This window comes from Endozoicomonas sp. OPT23 (genome assembly GCF_009653635.1).
Lineage (GTDB): Bacteria > Pseudomonadota > Gammaproteobacteria > Pseudomonadales > Endozoicomonadaceae > Endozoicomonas_A.
Window position 1 is genome coordinate 196,700 of the sequence record NZ_PPFD01000001.1, and the last position, 18,749, is coordinate 215,448.

At 46.0% G+C, this 18,749-nt stretch carries 15 protein-coding genes; 6 read left to right on the top strand and 9 right to left on the bottom strand.

What is annotated here, in order from left to right; genetic code table 11:
• Positions 1-84 precede the first annotated feature (84 nt).
• Positions 85-501, top strand: a complete 417-nt coding sequence (locus tag EOPP23_RS00775) for a VOC family protein (RefSeq protein ID WP_153764072.1) — start codon at positions 85-87, stop codon at positions 499-501.
• Here EOPP23_RS00775 and EOPP23_RS00780 read toward each other — a convergent pair.
• From EOPP23_RS00780 to EOPP23_RS00795, 4 genes are all read right to left on the bottom strand, one after another.
• The gene (locus EOPP23_RS00780) at positions 479-1,483 is read right to left on the bottom strand and encodes an alpha/beta hydrolase (RefSeq protein WP_153764073.1); all 1,005 of its coding nucleotides are present in this window, start codon (positions 1,481-1,483) and stop codon (positions 479-481) included. The genes EOPP23_RS00775 and EOPP23_RS00780 overlap by 23 nt on opposite strands.
• Positions 1,480-2,196, bottom strand: coding sequence for a transcription termination/antitermination NusG family protein (locus tag EOPP23_RS00785; protein ID WP_153764074.1), 717 nt, complete (start codon positions 2,194-2,196; stop codon positions 1,480-1,482). The genes EOPP23_RS00780 and EOPP23_RS00785 overlap by 4 nt, the downstream gene beginning before the upstream one ends.
• 226 nt (positions 2,197-2,422) lie before the next feature.
• Positions 2,423-3,586: a phosphoglycerate kinase gene (locus EOPP23_RS00790; protein WP_153764075.1), complete on the bottom strand. Its 1,164-nt coding sequence runs from the start codon at positions 3,584-3,586 to the stop codon at positions 2,423-2,425.
• Between the two features lie 354 nt (positions 3,587-3,940).
• On the bottom strand, positions 3,941-4,954 hold the full coding sequence (locus EOPP23_RS00795; RefSeq protein ID WP_153764076.1) for a type I glyceraldehyde-3-phosphate dehydrogenase: 1,014 nt from the start codon (positions 4,952-4,954) through the stop codon (positions 3,941-3,943).
• Positions 4,955-5,386: 432 nt separating this feature from the next.
• Here EOPP23_RS00795 and EOPP23_RS00800 point away from each other — a divergent pair, with 432 nt between their 5' ends.
• Positions 5,387-6,145, top strand: a complete 759-nt coding sequence (locus EOPP23_RS00800; RefSeq protein ID WP_153764077.1) for an SDR family NAD(P)-dependent oxidoreductase — start codon at positions 5,387-5,389, stop codon at positions 6,143-6,145.
• A gap of 72 nt (positions 6,146-6,217) precedes the next feature.
• Here EOPP23_RS00800 and EOPP23_RS00805 read toward each other — a convergent pair whose 3' ends face one another.
• The gene (locus EOPP23_RS00805) at positions 6,218-6,760 is read right to left on the bottom strand and encodes a hypothetical protein (protein ID WP_153764078.1); all 543 of its coding nucleotides are present in this window, start codon (positions 6,758-6,760) and stop codon (positions 6,218-6,220) included.
• Between the two features lie 153 nt (positions 6,761-6,913).
• The gene (locus tag EOPP23_RS00810; RefSeq protein ID WP_153764079.1) at positions 6,914-8,164 is read right to left on the bottom strand and encodes a Bcr/CflA family multidrug efflux MFS transporter; all 1,251 of its coding nucleotides are present in this window, start codon (positions 8,162-8,164) and stop codon (positions 6,914-6,916) included.
• A 268-nt stretch (positions 8,165-8,432) separates the two neighbouring features.
• On the opposite strand from EOPP23_RS00810, the gene EOPP23_RS00815 reads away from it, so the two are divergent.
• The 3 genes from EOPP23_RS00815 (at position 8,433) to EOPP23_RS00825 (ending at position 11,975) form a co-directional block, all read left to right on the top strand.
• Entirely contained in the window at positions 8,433-9,077 is a 645-nt protein-coding gene (locus EOPP23_RS00815) for a thiopurine S-methyltransferase (protein ID WP_153764080.1), read from the top strand.
• Positions 9,078-9,436: 359 nt separating this feature from the next.
• Positions 9,437-10,270, top strand: a complete 834-nt coding sequence (locus EOPP23_RS00820) for an outer membrane protein OmpK (RefSeq protein ID WP_153764081.1) — start codon at positions 9,437-9,439, stop codon at positions 10,268-10,270.
• 202 nt (positions 10,271-10,472) lie between these two features.
• Entirely contained in the window at positions 10,473-11,975 is a 1,503-nt protein-coding gene (locus tag EOPP23_RS00825) for a DUF4922 domain-containing protein (protein WP_153764082.1), read from the top strand.
• A gap of 71 nt (positions 11,976-12,046) precedes the next feature.
• On the opposite strand, the gene EOPP23_RS00830 is transcribed toward EOPP23_RS00825, so the two are convergent.
• Together EOPP23_RS00830 and tkt are read right to left on the bottom strand one after the other, a co-directional pair.
• Entirely contained in the window at positions 12,047-13,960 is a 1,914-nt protein-coding gene (locus tag EOPP23_RS00830) for a hypothetical protein (RefSeq protein ID WP_153764083.1), read from the bottom strand.
• A 160-nt stretch (positions 13,961-14,120) separates the two neighbouring features.
• Complete coding sequence (gene tkt, locus EOPP23_RS00835) at positions 14,121-16,118, bottom strand: transketolase (RefSeq protein WP_153764084.1); 1,998 nt, start codon at positions 16,116-16,118, stop codon at positions 14,121-14,123.
• 381 nt (positions 16,119-16,499) lie between these two features.
• Here tkt and EOPP23_RS00840 point away from each other — a divergent pair, with 381 nt between their 5' ends.
• Complete coding sequence (locus tag EOPP23_RS00840; RefSeq protein ID WP_153764085.1) at positions 16,500-17,291, top strand: DUF547 domain-containing protein; 792 nt, start codon at positions 16,500-16,502, stop codon at positions 17,289-17,291.
• Between the two features lie 67 nt (positions 17,292-17,358).
• Here the strand turns inward: EOPP23_RS00840 and EOPP23_RS00845 are convergent, their stop codons facing one another.
• Positions 17,359-18,741 (bottom strand): Npt1/Npt2 family nucleotide transporter, encoded by a 1,383-nt coding sequence (locus tag EOPP23_RS00845; RefSeq protein ID WP_153764086.1) that lies wholly within the window; start codon positions 18,739-18,741, stop codon positions 17,359-17,361.
• Positions 18,742-18,749 lie beyond the last annotated feature (8 nt).

Here is an 18,749-nt window from a genome sequence, read left to right on the forward strand (position 1 = left end):
GGCTATAAAGAATTTATAAGACCAGTTATTTCTTAATGCCTGTACTCTGTAATTGCTAACAAAATAAGAATATGGAGGCAAGCAATGAACGTTTATATAGAACATGCCAATGTCACAGTGAAATCTATTCAGGAATCCTCTCGACTGCTTCAGGCCGCTTTCCCTGACTTTCAGTTACGTGGTGAAGGTGTCTCGGGAGACAAACGTTGGGCACACTTTGGCAACGAAGTGATTTACCTTACACTGAATGAACCACTGGAAGGTAAGGCTGATGCATTGGCAAAAAACTATGCAGTATCAGGCCTGAACCATCTGGCATTTGTCGTCGATGATATTGATTCTATAGACCAGCGTTTACAGGCTTCAGGCTATAAAAGTGACCCCGTTTTTCAGGAAGAAAGCGAGCTTCGACGCCGTCATTACTATGAAGATAGCAACGGGCTTGAATGGGAGTTTGTTCAGTATCTGACAGACGATCTCAGTTTGAGGAATCATTATTAAGAAGGTGGGTCTTCAGAATTTTTTGAATGGAACATACTGTTTTAGGCAGCTCGTTCATCAGATGGTGTCCTGCTTCACTTTGGTAATGAACTTCAGGATTGCTAAATAAACGCTGTAGCACAGGTATATTGTGAGCTGCATCGACAGTGCGATCCTGTGTCCCCTGAAAGATAACAGGGCTAACAGAACTTCTGAAACTGGATGATTCTATACGTTTTATCCATCGATCCAGAGAAGATACCCACTCTGTAGGCAGTACATCCGGGCCAAGTGGATCGTTGTGCGCTAACTCAAGGAATTCCCTGTTTCTGGAGTTATCGGTATACCTGCGTCGGATGCCTTTGGTAAAAGGCTTGAGAATACGAAGCTGAACTCGTCCGAGTTTCCAAAGCCAGGGTCTTATCAGAGGAGCCGAAAAGAAAACCTTCTCGAAAGGTCCTGTCTGCTCAGTTTCAGCCAGTCCAGCAAGATAGTCGGTCAGAATTGCACAACCTGTGCTTTGGCCAAAAGCATGCCAGGGTTTTGGCAGGCTTTCCTCAAACCGGGCAAAAATATCCGTGAGAATTTCAGTGTATATTCCAAAGTCGGGAATACTGGCGGGAGCACCACTGGAAAGTCCATGTCCCGGTAATTCATAGGCAACAACGTTATAGTCGTTTTCAAGCAGAAAGCGAATGAGGTTGCTGAACAGTCCCACATGGTCGTAATAACCATGAAGCAGGAAAACACTGCCTCTGGCATTGTCTTTCAGAAACAGGTGGCAAGCCAGTTGATAGTCGTGGCTATCAATCCGGCCTATGACGTGCCTGACTTCAGACATTTGATGCTCAAAATCAATGCCGTAGAATTTGAAATAATCATTAAACATACCTGAGGTGGATACAGTGCTGTTTAAGCTCGCTGTATCCAGAATTTCAAGTAATGCTTTTAATGATTTAGGATCAGGACGGTATGCTGAAGCTTGGCCTATATGATGAGTCATCCGACTTTCTGAAGATCCTTTTTTCTCACTGTGACTTCCTGTCGAGAGACGATTTGGTTAGTCATAGAGCCATCAGCGCAACGCTGTTGCTTGATGTGCTGAATAAGAATTGCCCCACGGTCACAACCAACATCGTACATAAAGGTCATTTCAAGGTTCTTGTAGAGCGGGTGATCCACAATCACCTTGTCTCCCTTCTTTAAACCACTACTGCCGGATTTACCTTCAGCTTCATCATTGACTAGAGCAACAATACTTTTGATGGTCTCGATTACATGCTCGCCATTTGGAACAGGACGAGGCAGTAAGGCCGCATCATTTTGCATTTCAGCTTTTGAGAGACGTCCGTCCCGGTGAAGCTGGCGGGTAACCCGATTGAAATACACCATTTCACTGACACCCCGAGTGGAGCGAATCTTGTGATAACGGGTAAGGTCGTGCAGATCCAGATAAAGAAAAATATACCCGGGAAATAAGGCTTCTTCTTTCAGAAGGCCTTTTTTACGTACTTTGATTTCGGGGTTATAGGCATCAAACCCCTGTGCCTCGAGGTTATCGAAGGCAACTGCTTCCTGCTTTGACTTGGTTTTGAGCAAGTACCAGCCTTCCTGCAAGGTCATTCCCTCTTGCATATACTCTCCCTGATTTTGCTCCAGATGCCCTGAATTAGACTGGGTTACAGTCATATTAAGTGAGCCTCTGCCAAGTGTCATCTATTTGAACGCCTTATTATAGTTGGCATAAGTAATGTTACACAAACGGTCTGAACAGATTTTGTACTTACTAACTTAATGATTTTTATATAAAAACCACTATAAAATACGTAAGTTAAAAATTAATAATATTTATATTTGTGAGGGAGTGAAAAAGAGAGGGAAGTGGTAAGTATGAGAGGTGACCGATCTGGAACGATCGATCACCCGAATGGCAACAGCCAGTTTACTTGGAAGCTTCTTCCAGCATGGCTACTGCAGGCAGTGTCTTGCCTTCTACAAACTCCAGGAAGGCGCCGCCGCCAGTAGAGATGTAGGAAACCTGCTGCTTGATACCGTACTTGTCGATTGCCGCCAGAGTGTCACCGCCGCCAGCGATAGAGAAAGCAGAAGACTCAGCAATCGCCATGGACATGGAGCGTGTGCCTTCACCGAACTGGTCGAATTCAAATACGCCAACCGGGCCATTCCACAGAACTGTTTTGGAGGACAGCAGAACTTCGTTGAAAAGCTTCTGGGTTTCAGGGCCAACGTCAAAGATCATGTCGTCGTCTTCAACTTCAGTCACCAGCTTAACGACAGCAGGCTCGTTCTCGTCGAACTTCTTGCCGCAAACCACGTCAACCGGCATCGGGATATCAACCTTTTCCATCAGCGCCTTGGCGTTAGGAATCAGGTCTGCTTCGTACAGGGACTTACCAACGTTATGACCGGCAGCGGCCAGGAAAGTGTTGGCAATACCGCCACCTACAATCAGCTGGTCGCAGATGTCAGACAGGGATTCCAGGACGGTCAGCTTGGTAGACACCTTGGAACCACCAACGATGGCGCACATTGGGCGATCAGGCTTGCCCAGGGCTTTGCCCAGTGCATCCAGTTCGCCAGCTAGCAGAGGGCCCGCGCAGGCAATGTCAGCAAACTTGCCAACACCGTGAGTAGAAGCCTGAGCACGGTGAGCTGTGCCGAAAGCGTCCATCACGTAAACGTCGCACAGAGCAGCCATTTTCTTTGACAGCTCTTCGTCGTCTTTCTTTTCGCCCTTGTTGAAGCGAACGTTTTCCAGAATAACCAGTTCGCCAGTGGCTACTTCAAAGCCTCCGTCAACCCAGTCTTTGATCAGACGAACTTCTTTACCCAGCAGGTTGCCAATGTAATCCGCGACTGGCTTCAGGGAGAACTGCTCATCGTACTCGCCTTCAGTCGGGCGACCGAGGTGAGAAGTAGCCATAACTTTCGCGCCAGCTTCAAGAGCCAGTTTGATAGTAGGCAGGGATGCAAGAATACGGGCGTCGCTGGTAACCTTTCCGTTTTTAACCGGTACGTTCAGGTCTTCGCGAATCAGTACGCGTTTGCCAGCCAGATCCAGGTCAATCATTTTCTGGACGTTCATGAGGGTGTCTCCCTATGCAACGAGTTTCACAGAAGGGGAGCAGCTATCGCTTACAGGCCTTGCAAACAGTACGAAAGAACCAGTCAGCGAAAGTGCTGGAATAAGAAATCGAGCTGGACAATAGCATAAAAAAATAACAGCGGGTATGGCTTACAGACCGTAAATGACGTGGGTCAATGCAAATATCAGGGGTTAACGGAAACGCACATTTATAATGTTTAAAGTTGAGAATAAACGTGCGTTTTAAGGTAAGTACTCGAACCTATGAATTCATAGATCATCTCCCCGCCGTAGGCGGGGAGATGGCAATCAAATATTCGATTACGTGTGTCTGCACACTTATCGAAATAGCGTTTATTTCTTCAGCCAGTAGCTCGCTACATCCAGCATCCGGTTAGAAAAACCCCATTCGTTATCAAACCAGCAAAGCAGTTTGATCAGTTTGCCGGAAGTCACTTTGGTCTGTGTACCGTCCACTATGCAGGAGCGAGCATCGTGGTTGAAGTCTACAGACGCATGGGGCTCGTTGGAAAAACCAAAGATACCTTCCAGCCTGCCGTGAGTAGCTCGTTCAAGAATTCGGTTTACTTCATCTTCGGTGGTTTCCTGTGTGACATGGACGCATAAATCCATGCAGGAAACATTGATGGTTGGTACACGAACCGAGTTGGCTTTGAACTTTCCTTCCAGCTCTGGCAGTAAACGGTCAATACCTTTTGAAAGACCAGTATCTACAGGAATAATGGAGTGCAGGGCGCTGCGGGTCAGCCTCAGGTCGCTCTTGTGATAAGCGTCAATGACCGGCTGATCGTTCATGGCTGAGTGGATAGTCGTAATGCTGCCGTATTCAATTCCAAGTGCATCATTCAGAGTTTGGATCACTGGGACGATGCAGTTGGTCGTGCAGGAAGCACTTGAAACAATCTGATGATCAGAAATCAGTGTTTCTTCATTGATGCCATAGACAATGGTGGCATCAACATCGGATTGGGCTGGCTGAGAGAACAGCAGCTTTTTGGCACCACTTTCCAGATGCAGCTCTGCCATATCCCGTTCATTGAATGAGCCGGAGCACTCCAGCAGCAGGTCAATGTTCATGGACTTCCAGTCCACATTACGAGGATCTTTCTCATGGAAGACCTTGATGCGATCGCCAGCAACAATCAGGTGTTCACCTTCATGGCAGACTTTGGCGGGAAATCGACCATGAGTGGTGTCGTAGCGGGTCAGATAGGCAAGAGTATCGAGATCAGACAGCTCGTTGATGGCAACTATTTCAAGCTCGGAGCGATAGCCGTTTTCATAGAGCGCACGGAGTACGCATTGTCCAATTCGGCCATAGCCATTAATTGCCAGTCTGAATGCCATTCTTGTTATTCCAATCTCTAAATACTGCTTTGGCGACAGTATAAGTGTGTAGCCACACGTAATCGAATATTAAGTAACCATTGCCCGGCGAAGGCGGGCAAACAGCTAAGAAATTCATATGCCTGGTTATTTAAGCAGGATTATCACAATTGAGCAGGCTGGCTGTGATTTTTCTGTAAATGTTGTGAATTATTGAAGACTTGTTCCAGCAGGAGGTGTTTTCTTTTTTTATTCAGTCGTGTAGCTTACGCGAACAAGGATCAAGCGTCTGACTTAATTGTTTTTCTTCAATAAAAGCCGGATGACTTTACCCCGTACTTTGTGATGTACCTACGGGTGACCATTACAGCCATGAGCGCAAAAATTACTTTTCATCATCATAGTGATGAAAAGTAATTCATAAAAATAAAGTAATAAAAAAAGGAACAAATCATGACTGCACGTTTCCAAGGCAAGCGCGTTTATATCACCGGTGCTGCGTCTGGCATGGGTCAGGCTACTGCTCTTCAGCTCGGTGCTGAAGGCGCTGAACTTTACTGTGTAGACCTGAACAGCGAAGGCGTTCAAAACACCGTTGATGCTATTAAAGACGCTGGCGGTAAAGCGACTGCTGCAACTCTGAACGTTACCAGTAAAGAAGACTGTGTTGCATCTATTGCGGCTGCCGTTGAAGTTATGGGTGGTTTGGACATCCTGCTGAACGTAGCTGGTCTGGGTGGTATCGCCCGCTTTGAAAATGAAACTGAACAAGCCTGGAAACTGGCTTTTGCTGTAAACGTTGATGGTCCATTCTTCCTGAGCCAGACTGCGTTGCCACACCTGCTGGAAAGCAAAGGTAATATCGTTAACGTATGTTCTACCGCTGGTATGAAGGGACAGGCTTACATGTCTTCCTACGTAGCTTCCAAGCACGCTCTGCGTGGTCTGACTCAGACTATGGCTCTGGAATTTGGTAAGCGTGGCATTCGTATCAATGCTGTTTGCCCAGGCGGAACCAAGACTGCATTCCTGGCTGCTTTCTCCAATATTACTGAAGATATGGATATCAGCCTGATCGAGCGTAACGGTCTGCAGGAAGAGATGGCTGATGCGGCTGATATTGCCAAGAGCATCTGCTTCCTGGCTTCAGATGACGCCAGCTTTGTTAACGGTGCTATGTTCTCCGTTGACGGTGGTTCTACTGCAGGTTAAGTCCTCCATAGACGAAAAAAAACCGCGGGCATATACCTGCGGTTTTTTTTTGCGTTTGAAAATGGTTAAAGGTTATTGAGTAATCAACCCTTCATTCATTTTTTCTTCCGTAGCAACCTGCGCACGAATTGCTGTAATCGGACTGACCAGTGCGGCAAGAATAGGTGTATAAATCATCTTGCCAATAATGGCCTGCATCGGAATCAGTGTTTCACCACAGAAGAAATAGAAGCTGGCAAACACCATTGGTGCAATAATCAGAGTCGCAACGGTTCCAAGAGCAATGGAATAAATCAGTCCGTTTGAGGCTGGCATCACCTGACCAATACCAGCCAAGAAACCCTGCCCTCTGCGTAGAGGCTCAGGCATTACATCCGCATTTCCTTTCATTACTTTGGAACGAGTCTGGGCAAACAGAATCCAGGTGCTGATCTGGGTCAGCAGGAAAACCGTTAGCAGGGTATCCAGAACCATGCCATGCAGGTCAAACAACCCGATAGTTTCTTTGCTTGTGAAGATAGCGTAGGCAATACCACCGTTAATAATGGCGTTTATGATTGCTGGCTTGATCATATGCTCTTTGCGAAGGTGAGCACTGAAGGAAGCTGAAGACATGGTAGGCATTCCGTTGTTGTTATTATTATTGTGCTGACAATACTTCCTCTACTACCTTGCCATCATCAGGTTAACACGGAAGGTTTTGAGTAAAATTCACCCTGTTGGACTACAGGGTGAACTCAGGGAAGTGCTATTGGAAGGGTTTGTAGATTATGCAGGCTGTTCGCTTGAGAGGACTGCTTCCTCTTCAGGATCGTCCAGCGGAATGCCTTTATTCTTGATCAATGCCAGACTGCAGACCGAAAGCACACCGCAGGTTGCCATTACCGCAACCATCGGCATGGCTGTTCCATTGTGGAAAAATCCAACGGCGGCTGTAGACAGTGCACCAATGCCAAAACGTAAAGCACCGGCAACCGCATTGGCTGTACCTGCTGATTTTGGAAAATGCGACAGTGCCAGAGCATTAGAATTTGGGCCGGTGAAGCTCATACAGGCTACGTAGCAGACGATAGGGATCATCAAACCAATCAGTCCACCAATTTCCAATTCTGCCACAGTTAGCAAAGCCAGAGCGCTGATTGCGGCAACCGTGCAACCCGCTCGAACGATTGAATAGAGTTCAAAACGGTTGATGATCCTGATATTGATCATATTGGTGGTCATCATTCCAAGGATGTTGATACCAAACAGTAGGCCGTAGTTTTCCGGTTTAACACCAAACAGTTCAATATATATAAACGGTGAGCCAGCAATAAAGGCAAACATGCCACCAAAGAAGAAACCGTGGCAGAGAATCAGGCCAACCGCTTCACGGTTTTTCAGAACATTCATATAGGTTGAGCCAAGCTTATTAAGTGGCACAATCAGTTTTTTATCTTCAGTCAGTGTTTCAGGAATTCTGACGCTGGCGAGAATGAAAGCAACACCAGCCAGCAATGCAAGAAACAGGAACAGACTTTCCCAGCCGGCAAATTTCAAAATTTGTCCGCCCAGTAAAGGTGCTGCCAGAGGAGCAACCGTCATTACCATAAGAACGGATGACATCACCCTGGCGCTTTCCTTTCGTGGGAATAGGTCACGCACCATGGCTGGAATAGTGACCATTACTGCGGCACCCGCCATAGCTTGAAGAATTCGAACAATAATCAGCTGCATGCCGGTTTCACAGAAAGCGGCCAGCGCATTGGTGATGATGTACGCGATTAACCCTGGGAACAGCACCTTTCTGCGGCCAAAACGATCAGACATTGGGCCGTAAATGAGCTGCCCAAGAGCAAAACCAATGGTGTAGGCGCTGAGTGTGAATTGAATGGTACTCAACGGTTCGTTCATATCTCTGGCAATGGCTGGAATGGCTGGAAGATAAAGATCTATTGCCAGTGGCCCAAGGGTGGTTAATGCCCCAAGAGTTAGAATAAAGAGCAGTCGATCGCTCTTCTGATTAATGTTTATTGTCATTCGAACTGCCTGAATATTTTTATCGAGTGATGATTTGAGATTCCTTCTGTCGCAGGTCTTTGGAAGACTCTGGATACGGCGCAGCTGCCGCGGTTTGTAGAAAAAGGATGCTGTCGTTTAACAGAGGAAGAACGATAGTCTAATTGTTATCGGATCTAAAAAATATTGTTGATAGTCGAATTAAAAATAACTATCTCGAGGGGCGCCTTGTGGCCACCCCTACGCTGAAAGACAATGAACGAAAGAAAACTTAAGGCATGAATAAAAAATGAACGAATGGCAAGATCGTTGGCAGGAAGGGCGAATAGGTTTCCACCTTCCTGAATACAACAAGCAGCTTTTGAAGTACTGGCCTGAACTTGAAGTAAAGGAAAACAGTTCGGTCTTTGTTCCTCTGTGTGGCAAGACGCTGGACTTGGTCTGGCTGAGACAGCAGGGCAACAAGGTAACAGGGTCCGAGCTGATTGAGATGGCAGTAAAAGCCTTTTTCAACGAACAGGGTTTTGATCCTGAAGTTAAGCAACAGGGTGAGCTTAGCTACTGGAGCTACTCAGGACTGAGCCTTATTCAAGGTGATTTTTTTGCGATTCCTGATTACAGCATCGATGCTTCCGTCTTTTATGACCGTGCGGCTCTTATTGCGCTTCCGGAATCGATGAGAAAACAGTATGTGGAAAAGCTTCTTCAGGCAGCACCTGCTATCGAAAAGGGACTGCTGATTACTGTTGAGTATGAGCAGTCTCAAATGTCTGGCCCTCCCTTCTCAGTCAGTGAAAGCGAAGTTCGTAGCCTTTACTCGAACCGGTTTGATATTAAGTTGCTTGCCCGGGAAAGAACCGATCTGTCGCCTAAAATGAAAGCGGCTGGTTTGACAGGAATGTCAGAGGTGGTTTATCAATTGGTGAGAAAGTAAATTCTCAAAACTTTGAAGTGGAATACACATTCTTTTTCTAGGAATGAGTATTCTGTTCTTCTGTAAATGTCACTAGGATTATCTTTGTGGTTAGTCGTTTAGATAATCCTCGAACGACTTCGTTCTGAACAGATAATAAACAAGTTTACCACTTACAAGTATTCACATTAAGCTTCCGCATCCTGATTGGTAGTACTTCCTATTCCTGTCTCGCGTATATGCAAATTGTTTATTTTATAATCAGATTTTATGCTTAAATATTTTCGCTAATAACCTATGTTGTTGTTTTTTCAAAAGTTTTACATTCTTTCACGATAACAATTTTGAACATTTTTACACCAACTACACATAGGTTTTTAATGAAGCTATTAACAAAAATCGCATCTGCTGCTGCGTTGACTGCCTGCTCTTTCGGAGCAATGGCTGCTGACTACACCGACGGTGATATCCACAAAAACGATTACAAGTGGATGCAGTTTAACCTGATGTACGCTTTTGATGAGCTGCCAGGTGGAGCATTTGGTTCCGGTGACCACTCTTCCAACCATGACTACCTAGAAATGGAATTTGGCGGACGTTCCGGAGCTCTGGATTTATACGGTTACCTGGACGTATTCAACCTGAGCAACAGTGATAGCAGTGATAAAGATGGCTTCGACAAAATGTTTCTGAAGCTGGCACCACGCCTGTCTCTGGATGCAGTAACAGGTAAGGATCTGTCTTTTGGTCCTGTTAAAGAAGTGTATTTCTCTACTCTGCTGAACTACGGTGGTGGTAAGAGTGCTGACGGTGATCACGTTGAAAACTTCTTCTACGGTGTTGGTGCGGACGTAGAAGTGCCATGGTTGGGTAAAGTGGGCATGAACCTGTACTCACTATACGATATGAATGCCAAGAAGAATGATGGTTATCAGTTCTCTGCTAACTGGTTCAAGCCTTTCTACTTCTTTGAGAACGGTAGCTTCCTGAGCTATCAAGGTTATGTTGACTACCAGTGGGGTGTTGACAAAATTGAAGGCGTTAAGACCGATAAGGGTGGTGCTACATTCCACGGTTTGTACTGGCACTCCGAGCGTTACGCTCTGGGCTACGGCATGAAACTGTTCAAAGATGTTTATGCTCTGGACAACAACGAAGCATTTGCTCGTACCACCGGTCTAGGCCACTACATTGCAGCTACCTATAAGTTCTAATAAAACTTTTTAGCTGATTGAAAAAAACCGCTGCCTTTCGAGGCTGCGGTTTTTTTTATGCCGGCCAAAAATGGGCTTATGACAATGTGACTCTAGTTCTGAGAAAGTCTCGGATCTTGTCGATAGAAGCGAGCAAGTTTTTAAAAATGTCTGGACTGAACTACTTTTAATGACCGAATTAATTGAATGTTAGTTTATCTATATGTTGCAAGCCTTCCGCTCTGTTTTATGGGTTTTCATATTTAATATTGCCGTTGTAAGTCTTGAGGTTGGAGCATTTGGCTCTGGTGTTGAGTTTGCAGGCCTGCCCCAGTTGCCAATCATGGAACCATCCAGCGATCTTGAAGGAGAAAGCTATTTTCAAAAGGCAATGAATAGGTACAGGCAGGATCATTATAATTACTGGGGGACTCAAAGGCATACACAAACCGATCGAGTAGAGCATCCGTACTCCAGAGGTGGGGGAAGAAGTCCATTACTTCTCAGTGGGAGTGTAGCTTTAAGGAGTCATGGGCATGGTGGAGCTGCATCATCAACTTCAACGGCCTCTTCTGGTTCTTCAGATGGTTCATCTGGTCAGTCGGCTCAATCAGGCTCACCCAGTGATCTGAAGCGACTGGCAATGAGAGCCGTGGTGAAAAACCTGGCTACCCGCCAGGAAGCTGCTCAATACTTATTACAGCTCATTGATACCAGAGAAGGTTTGCCTGCAACATTAAAGGCTCTTTATATGTTTGAAGAAGAGTTGGGTTATCTGAAAGCCGGATGGAGTGACCCTCAAGCCTTGGAATGGCTCTCTTTTGATGATCCAGGCAGCGACAAAAAGTACACAGCTGTTATTAATCATGTCCGTACCGAATACTCAAAAAGTCATTTGCACGGAAAGTCTGAACCAGATAAAACCAAATGTGTGCTGTGTGCAGAGTATAATGTTGAGCAGGCCGGACATGAACAAAAGCAGTACCTGCGTGTTTATCACTTTGATCTCAATGGTGTTCGGTACTTTATACAAGCTCCCCCCTTTCCTTACCAGCCTCTCCACTTTGTCCTGATCGAACATGCGCACACCCCCATGCACCTCGATCATCATTCACTGTTGTCTGCGCTGGAGTTTCTTGACAGGGCACCTGAATTTTCCCTTTGTTCTAACTCTGATATTGCAGGGGCTGGTTCGACAGTTCCTGCACACCATCACTTCCAGATTCTTCACGACTTCAAACCGGCAGTGACCAGAAGCAACGTGAAGGAAGGCTTTCAACAATCGAATGGGATTTTGACGGTGTCTCAAATGGATTATCCGCTGGCAACCATCAGGCTGGAAAGCTCTGACAGAGAGGAAATAGCTCGAGCTGTAGCGCATGTTATTAAAAACTGGAAGCAAAGAAATGAGCCCAGGTATACCGTCAATTTTGTTGCCCGAAAGGAAAATGATGACTATCGGGTATGGGTTATGTTTCGGGATCTAAGCCTGAAGCCTCCAGAGTCATTCAGGAAAGTGAAACCTGAGAATATGGGCTTTATCGAAGCCGCAGGGCACCTTTTGTTATCAACACCTGCCGATGCAACGATTGAAGAAACACTGGCAAATAATCACTACATGGTGGAGTTGATCGAGGAGGCTCTGAGCTCTATAAGTCCTGATGCTTTTATAGATGAAGCTATTTTCTGGGAGTTAGTAACTTTATATTTTGTGCGTGGTTTATAAACAGGCCGTATGAGTTGAAACTACTGCCGGAGAACCCGGCAGCCAAATGTTGTTCAATTCAAGGTGTCTGACTAATCTGGGGAACTATCGAGGTGAGCCAGTACATCATCAATATCTCCCCTAAAGCCCGCTTTGTTTAGTCGGCTTAAGAGTTCGGTGAGCTGTTCCTGAGCCTTAGTGAGCTTTGTCAGTTCACCAGCTATGTCTTCGGTAGAAACGGTATGGGCGTCAGCGCCATTGCCAAACGCGCCTTTCATAAGTTCCTGGCCAATTTGAGCATACTCTTTCTGCTTAGATAGAAGATGTATCAGTTGGCTCTGGTCGATTTGTTTTCCTGGCATTTCCAACGCTTCTGGTGACACTAGCTGCTGTAATTGAGCGTATAGACCTTCAAGTTCTTTTCCAAGCTTACGTCTCTCTTCATCAGTTCTGTTCCATTGTTGTTCTAATCCAGAAACAGTTTCCTCCTGATTATCCTTTTCGATAGAAAAATCATCTAACTGCTTTTGAGCTATTTTGAGTTTTTTATCTAACTGATCGCGGCTGGTTCTAAGATTTCCCAGTTCTTGCTTAACATCTTTGAGCTCATTTCTTACGGAAGTATTTTCTTCATTTAAAAGAGTAAGCTGCTGCTTTAATTTTTTATTTTCTTCCTGCTCTTCACTAAGGCGATTAACAACTCGATCTTTCCCATCAAGGGCTTCTACTATCTCTGTTTTTTCTTTCTGAAGACTATTTACTTGTTCTTCCAGCTCTGTGACTTTGCTTTCTTTGAGTTGAAGCTGTTCTGCAGTGTCTACCAGCTTTTTCTTGATGCCGTCTCTTTCTTCTGTTAATGGCTCTACTGTATCTTCGAGTCTACGCAACTCATCCTTTTTAAGCGTGAGCTGTTGCTGAGCCTCTTCAAGTTCCGCTTTTAAAGAGTCGTCATAGTCTGAAAAGGACCCAGATCTGGATAAATCAAATGCACCGCTATCGCTGTCTGAATCATAGTCTTGTGGCTGAGATAGTTCATCAAATAAAGTACGAGGGACTCCCTCTTGTGGAGTAATACCGATTCTGGGGTCAGGGGCATTAGTTGTAACAGTCTGAGAAGAAGTGGATGCGGTTTCTGGTACAGCTTGCTTAAGTCTGGTCTGCAGTTTTTGAATTTCATCTTCTTTACTAGAGAGTTCAGCTCTCAGGCTATTTACTTCTTTCTCTTTTTCAGAGGTGTTTTCTTGCAGCCTTTTTATTGTTGTATCTTGTGCAGAGAACTTAGTAAGTGATTTTTGTTGTCTTTCTAACTCAGCAAGGCTGGAGTCCAGCCTGGTCTTTAGCTCTTCTTTGTCATCCAGCGCTTTATCATATTGATTGCTCAGTTCATTTAGCTGGGTTTCAAGCTCTTTGATTTTTATGCTCTCTTTAGCTCTCTGTTGACCTTTCTTATCTACAGTTTTCTGCTTGGTTCTTACCTGCCTTTCAAGATCTTTTATTGTAGTACGCAAGGTTGCAATATCGAACTGGCTTACCTGCTCTTTCTGTTGTGAAATCATAAGCCGTTTATTGGCAGTTATTACCTGCTTCCCTAATGCCCGAATATCTTCCTCCTGCTGTGGATTGACCGGTACCGGTTCATTACTTACCTCCCTACTGCCAGTCCAGTAGTCATAAGCAATCTTGCCACTAATCCCCAAGCCAACCCCAACCCCAGTCAATCCCAGTACTGGCCAAGTCATCACACCAACTGCTGATACAGCGCCAACTTTAAAGGTTGTCTTGAGAAAAGAATCTGAGTTACTTGTACTTGATACTTTCCGTTTTTCGAGAGCGGTAGTTGGAAGCTTTGAAGGACTGGACTGGGAAGGCATGTAGCCTTCAGTCACACTGGCTTCCTGAATGCGACCATCATGACTGGTTTCTGACGTTATATTATTATTACTATCAATAGGCCTGCTCTGGTCACTGTTTCCTGTCACTGGTCTGTGACTATTCATCGGTTCCATTTTTATCCCCAATATCCCTGCTGGTCATATCATTAGACTCAGAGTAGCTTCAGGGTGGACAGGGCTGGCTTTTGTCGCATCCAGACATTAAAAAACCCGACACAAGGTCGGGTTTTTTGATCGATTAAGAACCAAAGCTCTTATTAATCAATGGTTCTGATTAACCAATCACTTCTTCAGCAGCAGCAACGATGTTTTCTACTGTAAATCCGAAGAATGGGAAGAGGTCGCTTGCTGGCGCAGACTCACCGAAGGTGGTCATACCGATTACACGACCGTCCAGGCCAACGTACTTGTACCAGAAGTCAGCAGCCAGAGCTTCAACAGCTACACGTGCTGGAACGTCCAGAGGCAGTACAGACTGCTTGTATTCAGCGTCCTGAGCATCAAATACGTCAGTAGAAGGCATGGAAACAACGCGAACCTTACGGCCCTTGCTTTCCAGTTCTGCTGCAGCGTTCATGGTCAGTTCAACTTCGGAACCGGTCGCCATCAGGATCACTTCAGGAGTGCCTTCGCTGTCCTTCAGGATGTAACCACCGCGAGCGATGTTAGCTACCTGCTCTTCGGTACGATCCATGTGCTTCAAGTTCTGACGGGAGAATACCAGGGCAGAAGGACCGTCTTCACGCTGGATAGCGTGCTTCCAGGAAACAGCAGACTCAACGGTGTCGCATGGACGCCATGCGTTCACTCCAGGAGTCAGACGCAGGCTGGCCATCTGCTCAACAGGCTGGTGAGTTGGGCCGTCTTCACCCAGACCGATAGAGTCGTGTGTGTAAACGAAGATGCTGCGCTGCTTCATGATGGAAGCCATACGTACGGCGTTGCACGCATATTCCATGAAGACCATGAAGGTTGCACCGTAAGGTACAAAACCGCCGTGCAGAGCAATACCGTTCATCATGGCGCTCATGCCGAACTCACGCACACCGTAGAACATGTAGTTGCCAGCAGGATCATCCTTGCTGACACCCTTGGAACCGCTCCAGATGGTCAGGTTGGAACCGGCCAGGTCAGCAGAGCCGCCCATCAGTTCAGGCAGCATAGGGCCGAAGGCTTCCAGAGTGTTCTGGGACGCTTTACGGGAAGCGACGGTAACGCCTTCTTCCTGCAGAGACTTGATATAAACCTGAGACTTGGCATCAAAGTCAGCTGGCAGATCACCTTTCTGGCGACGTACAAATTCAGCGGCCAGTTCAGGGTAAGCAGCCTTGTAAGCTTCGAACTTTTCGTTCCATGCAGCTTCTTTGGCAGCGCCGGCTTCTTTCGCATCCCATTTGCTGTAAATGTCAGCAGGAACTTCGAAAGGACCGTGAGTCCAACCCAGACGTTCGCGGGTCAGTTTGATTTCTTCATCACCCAGAGGTGCGCCGTGACAGTCTTCCTTGCCTTCCTTGTTAGGAGAGCCGAAGCCGATCACAGTCTTGCAGCAGATCAGGGTTGGTCTGTCAGTTTCAGCTTTAGCAGCAGCGATAGCCACCTGCAGAGCTTCAGGATCGTGACCGTCAACCGCTGGAACTACGTGCCAGTTGTAAGCTTCAAAACGCTTCACTGTGTCATCAGTGAACCAGCCTTCAACTTCACCATCGATGGAGATGCCGTTGTCGTCGTAGAAGGCAATTAGCTTGCCCAGACCCAGAGTACCGGCCAGGGAGCAAACTTCGTGGGAGATACCTTCCATCATGCAACCATCACCCAGGAACGCGTAGGTGTGGTGGTTAACGATGTCATGGCCTTCACGGTTGAACTGGCCAGCCAGGGCTTTTTCAGCAGTAGCGAAGCCGACAGCGTTGGCAATACCCTGGCCCAGAGGACCAGTAGTGGTTTCGATGCCTGGCGCATAGCCGTATTCAGGGTGACCTGCGGTCTTGGAGTGCAGCTGACGGAAGTTCTTCAGATCTTCGATAGAGAGATCGTAACCGCTCAGGTGCAGCAGGGAGTAAAGCAACATGGAACCGTGGCCGTTGGACAGCACGAAGCGGTCACGGTCAGCCCATTCAGGGTTGCCTGGATTGTGGTTCAGGTGGCCGCGCCACAGTACTTCGGCGATATCAGCCATACCCATTGGGGCACCCGGGTGACCGGATTTGGCTTTCTGTACTGCGTCCATGCTAAGGGCACGGATAGCGTTGGCTAACTCACGACGAGAGGACATAGAACTCAGGGCTCCTGATGATCGTGTCGGTAAAAGTGCGGGTATTCTAATCGGTCTGGGTAAAAACTGAAATCGGAATATCCACATATCACTGCTATGTATAGCCTTGATACCCATCGTTTGGGAGGCAGGTTGGGACAAATTTGTGAATCGTACGTCAGTTCCTTATGGAAAAACTGTTAATTTCTGAACCGATGCGGTGGTTTTGATGCTTTTTCCTGTCATCAATGTTCATATCTGTAACAGGTTTTCCGATTCAGCACTTTTTTTGGCTTATATGCTACAGGTTGGTATTTGCTACAGATAACCCATTAAATATGAAACCATGGTCTGTTTTTAATCGTATATTTTTAAATACCCACAAAAAAGTAGAGAGAAGTCATGGTTCTGAATGAAGGCGTAGCATCAATAAGAAAGAGTGATGAATGCTGCATGTCAGAAGACATCAGCAAACACCTTCAAACCATTATTGACCGCTACTATGAGACTGAACGACACTTGTTTGATTATGAGCAGTGCCGAAATTCTGAAGAATATTACCGTGCTGTACTGTTTACGCGACAGCTAAAAGACTTTGATCCGGTACTGAAGCTGACCACTGACGCTAAGCGACTGGCTTTCTGGATGAATGTTTATAACCTGCTGCTGATTCATGCAGCTTGTTTTTCAGGCGTTGAAGGCAGCCTGAAAGAGAACAGCGGCTTTTATCGGGATCATTCCTATGAAATAGGTGGTTATCAGCTAAATCTTGATGAAATTGAACATGGCGTTTTGAGACGAAATGCCAGACTTCCAGGCACAATTAGCAAAGCGTTTAGCAACTCTGATTCAAGACGGGTTCTGGTACTTTCCAAGCTGGATCCAAGACTTCATACCGGTCTGTACTCAGCTTGCTTTTCATCACCACCGTTGAAAACGTTCAACTCCTCAACGGCAGAAGAGTGCATTGGAAAAGCTGCTCAAGGCTATCTGCAGAAATTTGTTTCTATCGGTGACCGTAAGCTGAACCTGCCAATGATTTTCAAGTGGTATGCTAAAGACTTTGGTGACTCAGGTGTACGACACTTCATTATTAATCACCACCCTGATCGAAAACTGGTTCAGGAACTTCTGCAAAATTCAGCAATAAAAGAAAACTATATCTCCTACGACTGGCATTTAAATGCAGCTTAGAGGCTGTTTGATAAGTATCCTCGATTTACTGTAACCGCATTAGGACAGACGCTCTTCAAACAGCCTCTTAATCGGAGCGTTTTTGATTCAGGCTGTAGATGGCCTTTATCCAGAAAATAATGGCCACAACAAACAGTCCTGAAAGCCAGAACATGGACAGAGCCAACGACCCCAGCATTATGATCAGGCCTTGCTGCAGTAATGCACTGCCTGACTTTCCTACCCGGCTTACAACCAGCTCAATAGCGGCTTTGCCTTTGTATTTCTGTTCATTATCGAGAGGAACAAAGGCTATCTCTTTGGTGGCATCGAAGAAAGTGTATTTGGCTGACTTACTCAGCACATTATTGATAAGTCCTATCAGCAAGGTAACCTGTAAAAGTATTTGTGAAATAGCACCAGAAGCATTGAGCAGGTATTGATTGTAAAGAACCAGAGCAAAAAAAGGGGCACCCGTTGCCAGCATTAACCAGGGCGTTGCTAATGCAGCGGGCTTCCATCCCTTTTTCAATAGATGTTGAAGAATAACGCCGCACACAAGGCAGCCAATGCCATTTAATAACGTCATCTTGCTCATAAAAATGGAGTAATCCCGCTCACTGTTGTAAACAACCACGAGCTGGCTTTTCCATGCCACTTCGATCATGTTGAATGAAATACAGTAAAACAGTACCAATAACGCCAACAGGTACAGTTGTGGAGATTGTGTCAGGTATTTAATGCTGGCATGAAAAGACAGCATGGTAGTGGTATTTTTTACGTGTCTGGGATGCTTTGAGCTCTGGCAGTTTGCGTGGATGAGTAACATAACCGCAGCATTAAATAGGAATAAGAGAGTGAGCCTGTCCAGATTTCCCTGCCAGTCAGCGCCATTTTCCCGCAAAAGACAGTAAAGAATCAGCGGACCCGATATGAGAGAAGCGGAATTCCCGAGCATGGCTATCAGGGGATAATTGTCTGTGGCCGCATTGGAATCATGAAGATCATTTGCCAGTGTCCAGAACAGTAGGGCTATAACACCACTCCCCCACAGTTCTCCAACGCCAAAAAACAACGTTAATGGCCAGTATCTGACCAGCTCAGGCAATGCAGAAAGACTGCCTGGAGTTATCAGGGCTAACCGGTCAGCTGCCTGATTCAGGGCAAGATTGCTCAGGTTTGGGTAGAGGTACTGGCTAAACAGTGGTACCCAGATAATAAAAGGCAGCAAAGTGAAGATAAACAGTCTTTTAGGTGACAATCTATTGGCCATGAAGCTATAAGTTGCCAGAAAAATGAAAGCCTCGGGGATAACCAGCCAGAACTTTATAAATGGAATGACCTCCGCACCGAACCTGGGTAGCAACATCGATTCTTTGAGGTTTCTGAGAATGTCGAAATTGATAATGGTGCAGAACATCATCAAAACCAGCTTCCAGGTCAGGGAGGAGAGCCGATTGAAAATATTCATAAGTGTTT